Origin of the sequence: Corallococcus llansteffanensis (assembly GCF_003612055.1) — a bacterium.
GTDB lineage: Bacteria > Myxococcota > Myxococcia > Myxococcales > Myxococcaceae > Corallococcus > Corallococcus llansteffanensis.
In genome coordinates, this window is sequence record NZ_RAWB01000615.1 from 1 (window position 1) to 5,683 (window position 5,683).

Here is a 5,683-nt window from a genome sequence, read left to right on the forward strand (position 1 = left end):
CCCGGAGGCCCCGGGCCACCCGCGCGGAAAGCCGCCCGCTCAGGAGCCGGCCGCCAGGGTCCCGCCGCTCGCACGGGGCAGCCACACGATGAAGCGGGTGCCCTCGGTCCCCCCCGACTCCACGGAGATGCGCCCGCCGTGGGCCAGGGCAATCTGCCGGGCCAGGTACAGCCCCAGCCCCAGCCCCTCCTTGTCCGACGTGGCGTACCGCCGGAAGGGCTCGAAGAGGGTGGCGTGGTTCTCCGGTGGCACCCGGCGCCCCTGGTCGTGCACCTGGAGGGTGACGCCGTCCCCGTGGCCCTGGAGCTGGAGCGCCACCGTGGCCGTGGCGGGGCCGTGGTGCAGCGCGTTGCCCAGGAGCGCGTCCACCAGCTGGGTGAGCCGTCCGCCGTCCCAGGTGCCCCTCAGGTCCCCCAGGGCGGTGAGGCGCAGGTCCCGGCCGGGGTGGGCCTGCCGCCGGTCCGCCACCACCTGCTCCACCACGTGGCCCAGGTGGACGGACGACGCCTGCAACGGCAGGCCGCCGGACAGCCGGGCGCGGGTGAAGTCCAGGAGCTGGTGGATCATCCGCTCCACCCGCCGCACGCCCTGTCCCACCCGGCCCACCTGCTCCGCCAGGGGCTCCGGCAGTGAAGGGGTCTGCTGGAGCGCGAGCACGTCCCGCTGGAGCGTCTGGAGCGGGGCCTGGAGGTCGCCGCCCACCACGCCCAGGAACTGCTCGCGGAAGTGCTCCATGCGGGACAGGCGCTCCTCGGAGGCCTTGCGGCTGCTGACGTCCCACACCGCCGCCAGCCGCGCCGGGCGGCCCTGGAAGGTGGCCGGGCGGGCCATCACCTCCACGGGGATGCGCCGGCCGTCGCGGTGGAGGACGGCCACCTCGTAGGGGGCCTCCACGCCGCGCTCCATCGCGTCGCGGGCGGCGGCGCGGAACTCCGGGGCCACCCACTCGATGACGCTGCGGCCAATCAACTCCGCCGTGTCGTAGTGCCCCAGCAGGTGCGCCAGCCCCGGGCTGATGTCCAGGAACTGCCCGCGCTCGTGGAAGAAGAACCCGTCACAGGCGATCTCCACGATGCTGCGCATGTGCTCCTCGCTCGCGCGCAGCGCCGCCTCCTCGCGCAGGCGCGCCGACGTGTCGCGCAAGAGCAGCAGCACGCCCGCCCCCGGAGCCGCCGGCAGCGCGCTCACCGTCAGGTGCCGCAGCGTGCCCACTTCTCCAAAGCGCCCCGACACCAGCTCCTCCGCCACGCGCTCACCCAGGCGCGCCCGGGAGAGCAGCGGCGCCAGCGTGGGCGCGAGCCCCGGCCAGGCCTCCACCAGGAGCCGCCCCACGCAGAGCCCCGACGGCCGGCCGCACAGCGACGCCAGCAGGTCGTTCATCCACAAGAGGCGCGCGTCCGCGTCCACCAACGCCACCCCCCAACCCGGCGCGTTGAGCAACGCACCCAGGAAGGGCCATGCCTCCTCGGGAACCCCTGCGGACGGAAGGGCTCCGGGAAGCCGGTGGAACACGGGCTGCGGCATGGGCGGGTCGTCTCGGAAAACGCGGGCTTGTCCGCGTTGACGCGAAGTATACCCATTACCCGTGTCAGCAGGAAATACGGGTTTGACTAGGACTGCGGGGCAAAAAGGCCAACCTGGGGCGTTGGCCTCGGCAGCTGGGGAGGCGGGCTACTTCAGCTCGCGGCGCAGCTGCTCCAGCTGGGTGCGCAGGGTGCCGTCGTAGAGGGTGCCGCCGACCTGGGCGGACACGCCGCCGAGCAGGGCCGGGTCCACGCGGGTCTCCAGCACGACGTTGCGCTGGGTGAGCTGCTGGAGCGTCTGCTGGAGGCGGGTGACGGCGTCCGCGGACAGCGGGACGGCGCTGGTGACCTGACCCCGGACGCGGCCCGCGCGGGCATCCGCCATGTCGCGGTAGAGCCGGGCGATGTCGGGCAGGTAGCCCAGGCGGTTCCTGTCCACCAGCAGCCGCAGCGCGTTGGCGAGCGCCGGATCCGCGGGGGAGGGCAGCGCCTGCAGCACGGCCTCCACCACGCGGCTGCGCTGGGCGCGGCTGTAGGCGGGGTTGAGCAGCACGTCCGACAGTTCGGGGCTGTGCCCGACGACGTCGGCGAAGGCGTTGAGCTGCTCCGCGACAAGGTCGGTGCGGTTGCCTTCCGCTGCGACGTCGAGGATGGCGCGGGCGTAGCGGCGGGCGATGGAGACGTTCACCATGACGCTGGCGCCCTTAGCATGGGGATTTCCCCACGGCAATCCGGTTCCGGGAACGGGGTCCGGCCGGGGCTTGACCGGGGGCCGGAGCCGGGCGGCCCGCTTCAGCGACCGCAAGGTGACGCCCGGGAAGCAAGGGACTTGGCGGAAGCTCCGGGTCACCGTAGCGTGGGGTCCTCCCGCCCCATGCAAGAACCCGTCATCGGCATCGACCTGGGCACCACCAACAGCGTCGTGGCGACCGTGGAAGACGGACGTCCGCGCCTCATCCCTTCTCGTGCGGGAGGCCGCCTCACACCCTCCGTGGTGGGACTCACCCGCGCGGGCGACCGCGTGGTGGGGCAGGCCGCGCAGGCGCTCGCGGAGGAACAACCCGACGCGGTGGTGTGGGCCACCAAGCGCTTCCTCGGGCGGCGCTACACGCCGGAGCTCGTACAGCAGGCGAAGTCGATGGTGCCCTATCCGCTCGTCGCGGGCCCCACGGGGGACGTGCGCGTGAAGCTGGCGGGCCGGGTGCTGCCCACCACGCAGATCTCCGCCTTCATCCTGGGGGAGCTGCGCCTGGACGCGCAGGCGCACTTCGGGCGCGACGTGCGCAAGTGCGTCATCACCGTCCCCGCGAACTTCGACGACAACCAGCGCCAGGCCACGCGCGAGGCGGCGAGCATCGCGGGGCTGGACGTGGTGCGGCTCGTGAACGAGCCCACCGCGGCGGCGCTGGCGTACGGCCTGTCGCGCGGCTTCGAGGGCAGCGCGCTGGTGTTCGACCTGGGCGGCGGCACCTTCGACGTGTCCATCCTGGACGTGAAGGCGGGCGTCTTCGAGGTGAAGGCCACGGGCGGCGACCACGCGCTCGGGGGCGAGGACTTCGACCAGCGCATCGTCCAGTGGCTCCTGGCGCAGGTGGAGGACGCCTTCCAGGACGCGGTGTCCAAGGACCCCCAGTCGCTGCGGCGCCTGAAGGTGGCGGCGGAGGCGGCCAAGCGCGAGCTCACCGAAGCGGACGAGGCCACCATCTCCGTGTCCGGTCTGGGCGACCACGCCGCGGGCGTGAAGCGCTTCACGGAGATCAACACCGCGCTCACGCGCAGCTTCTTCGAGACGCTGTCGGAGCCCCTGTCGCGCCGGTGCCTGGAGGTCTGCAAGAACGTGATGGCCGAGGCGAAGATGGATCCGCGCTCGGTGGACGTGGTGCTGCTGGTGGGCGGCATGACGCGCGTGCCGCTGGTGCGGCGGCTGGTGGCGGACTTCTTCGGCCGCGCGCCGTCCACGGACGTGCACCCGGATGAAGCGGTGGCGCTGGGCGCCGCGGTGCAGGCGGACGAGCTCATCCGGCAGGCGGGGCAGGCGCTGCTCCTGGACGTGGCCAGCCAGAGCCTGGGCGTGGGCGTGATGGGCGGGCGCGTGAAGCGCCTCATCCCCAAGAACACGGGCGTGCCGGTGGTGGCGCGCGACATCTTCTTCCCGGGCACCTCCGGCCAGTCCGAGGCGCGCATCCCCGTGTACCAGGGGGAGAGCGAGTTCCAGGACGAGAACCACAAGCTGGGCGAGGTGGTCCTCAAGAACCTGCACGTCGCCGCGCGCGGAGAGACGCCGCTGGAGGTCGTCTTCGAGCTGTCCAGCGAGGGCATCCTCGCGGTGAAGGCCACCGACCTCACCTCCGGCAACATGGACCTGGTCCGCCTGGAGGCCCGCGCGAGCCTGCCCCAGGGCGAGGTGGAGAAGCTGGGCCAGGAGCAGCTCAACTACGCCCAGGCGCAGGGCGTGGTGGACGCGCGTCGCGCGGAGGAGACCTTCCGCAAGCTGCTGGAGCGCGGGGAGAAGCTCGCCCGCCTGCTCCAGAAGAGCGCGAAGGAGAACCCCAGCCCGGAGACGGAGTCCGCAGTGGGCACCGTCCAGCAGCTCCTGGTGGGCGGCAAGGACGCGCTGGAGGCCGGCGACGCGGCGCAGTGCGCCCAGATTGCCCGCCAGCTGACGCAGCTTCTGTCGGGTCGCGCGGAACCCCGTGGCTGACGTCGCGCGCCATGGACGTAAGGCGTCCACCAGCGCACGTTGCCTCGCGGGGTGCGTGGTGCCTTTGCTGGAGTCCGTCTATCTCCGGAAGTCATGATGAACCCCGGACTTTCTCCCCGCCCGAGAGACCTGGTCTTCGTGGTGGACGACTCGCGGACGGCGCGAGACGTGGTGCGGCTGCACCTGTCGCGCATGGGCTGCGACGTGGTGGCGCTGGAGGGGGCGGACGCGTGCCTCGCGGAGCTGCAGCAGCGCGTGCCGGCGCTCATCCTGATGGACCTGCACCTGGAGAAGTTGCAGGGGGACGAGGCGTGCCGCGCGGTGAAGGCGCACGCGGCCGGGCGCAACGTGCCCGTGGTGATGTTCACCGCCGCGGACGAGCCCCATGAGGTGATGCACTGCGGGCGCGCGGGCGCGGACGACTTCCTGCCCAAGCCCGTGAGCCAGGAGGCGCTGGCGGCGAAGGTGGCCGCGGTGCGCCTGGCCCGGGAGCGCGCCTGGACGGGGCCTCCGCGCGGGCGCGGCATGCTGCTGGTGGAGGGCGGCCGCTTCCTGCACACCTTCCTGGGCGGAGCGCTTGAGCACGAGGGGCTGCACGTGCTCTACGCGAAGGACCTGGACGACGCGGGGAATCAGGCCGTCGCCCACGGCGACCGGCTGGATGGCTTCGTGGTGGACGTGTCGCGGCTGCCGCGCGAGGCGCTGGGGCTGGCCACGTGCCTGCGGGAGCGGTTCCCGCGCAAGCCGCTGGTGCTGATGTCGCGGGTGGAGGAGGCGCCGGACGTGCTCGCCCGCGCGCAGGAGCTGTGCGGCGCGCCGCTCCTGGAGAAGCGCAACCTGGGCGCGGATGAGCTGCTGAGCCGGGTGCTCGCGCGCCTGTCGCCGGGCACCGTGCCCCTGCGGGCCGCGGAGCGGGTGCCCTTCTTCACCGTGGTGGAGTTCTCCTCGCAGGGTGGGCCCACGCTCAGCGGCTTCAGCCACGACGCCAGCCCCCAGGGCCTCTTCGTGCGCACGCTCACACCCGCGCGGGAAGGCGCCCGGCTGTCGTTGCGGCTGGTGATGGCGGGCCAGCGCACGCCGTGCGCCGCGGAGGCGGTGGTGGCGTGGTCCAACCCGCCCGGCCCCGGCGGAGCCTTCCGTTCGCAGACGGGCATGGGGCTCAAGCTGGAGGGCATGGACGCACAGCTGGCGCAGCGCTTCGTGCGCTTCGTGCCGCAGACCCTCGGTTTTCCCCCCGCCAGCACCGCGCGCGCCTCAGGTTTCTGAGTGCGACGGGCGCCCGGACGCGCCCCGCAACCCCCCGCAATCGCAGGCGGCGGGGCGCGGCTTCCCCCCTGGCACGCGCGTGGCAATGCGCCATGCCCGCGAAGTCTTCGAGGGAGGGCGGCTCATGCATTGGACGCGTTTCGGAGCGGTGGGATTCACGCTGCTGGCGGTGGGGTGTAGCGACGGGGAGAAG

General features: G+C 73.0%; 4 protein-coding genes. 2 read left to right on the forward strand and 2 right to left on the reverse strand.

Annotated features, from left to right (window positions below; all coding sequences use genetic code 11):
* Positions 1-39 precede the first annotated feature (39 nt).
* Both D7V93_RS36485 and atpH read right to left on the reverse strand, forming a co-directional pair.
* Positions 40-1,524, reverse strand: coding sequence for a PAS domain-containing sensor histidine kinase (locus tag D7V93_RS36485; RefSeq protein ID WP_120647747.1), 1,485 nt, complete (start codon positions 1,522-1,524; stop codon positions 40-42).
* 147 nt (positions 1,525-1,671) lie between these two features.
* Positions 1,672-2,214, reverse strand: a complete 543-nt coding sequence (gene atpH, locus D7V93_RS36490) for an ATP synthase F1 subunit delta (RefSeq protein ID WP_120647748.1) — start codon at positions 2,212-2,214, stop codon at positions 1,672-1,674.
* 183 nt (positions 2,215-2,397) lie between these two features.
* Between atpH and D7V93_RS36495 the strand changes: the two genes are divergently transcribed.
* On the forward strand, positions 2,398-4,224 hold the full coding sequence (locus D7V93_RS36495) for an Hsp70 family protein (RefSeq protein ID WP_120647749.1): 1,827 nt from the start codon (positions 2,398-2,400) through the stop codon (positions 4,222-4,224).
* Between the two features lie 93 nt (positions 4,225-4,317).
* On the forward strand, positions 4,318-5,490 hold the full coding sequence (locus D7V93_RS36500) for a TIGR02266 family protein (RefSeq protein ID WP_244237721.1): 1,173 nt from the start codon (positions 4,318-4,320) through the stop codon (positions 5,488-5,490).
* The last annotated feature ends 193 nt before the right edge of the window (positions 5,491-5,683 follow it).

Coding starts and splice junctions, on each gene's coding strand:
- D7V93_RS36485 (WP_120647747.1), bottom strand. CDS start 1,524: ATGCCGCAGCCCGTGTTCCACCGGCTTCCCGGAGCCCTTCCGTCCGCA.
- atpH (WP_120647748.1), bottom strand. CDS start 2,214: ATGGTGAACGTCTCCATCGCCCGCCGCTACGCCCGCGCCATCCTCGAC.
- D7V93_RS36495 (WP_120647749.1), top strand. CDS start 2,398: ATGCAAGAACCCGTCATCGGCATCGACCTGGGCACCACCAACAGCGTC.
- D7V93_RS36500 (WP_244237721.1), top strand. CDS start 4,318: ATGATGAACCCCGGACTTTCTCCCCGCCCGAGAGACCTGGTCTTCGTG.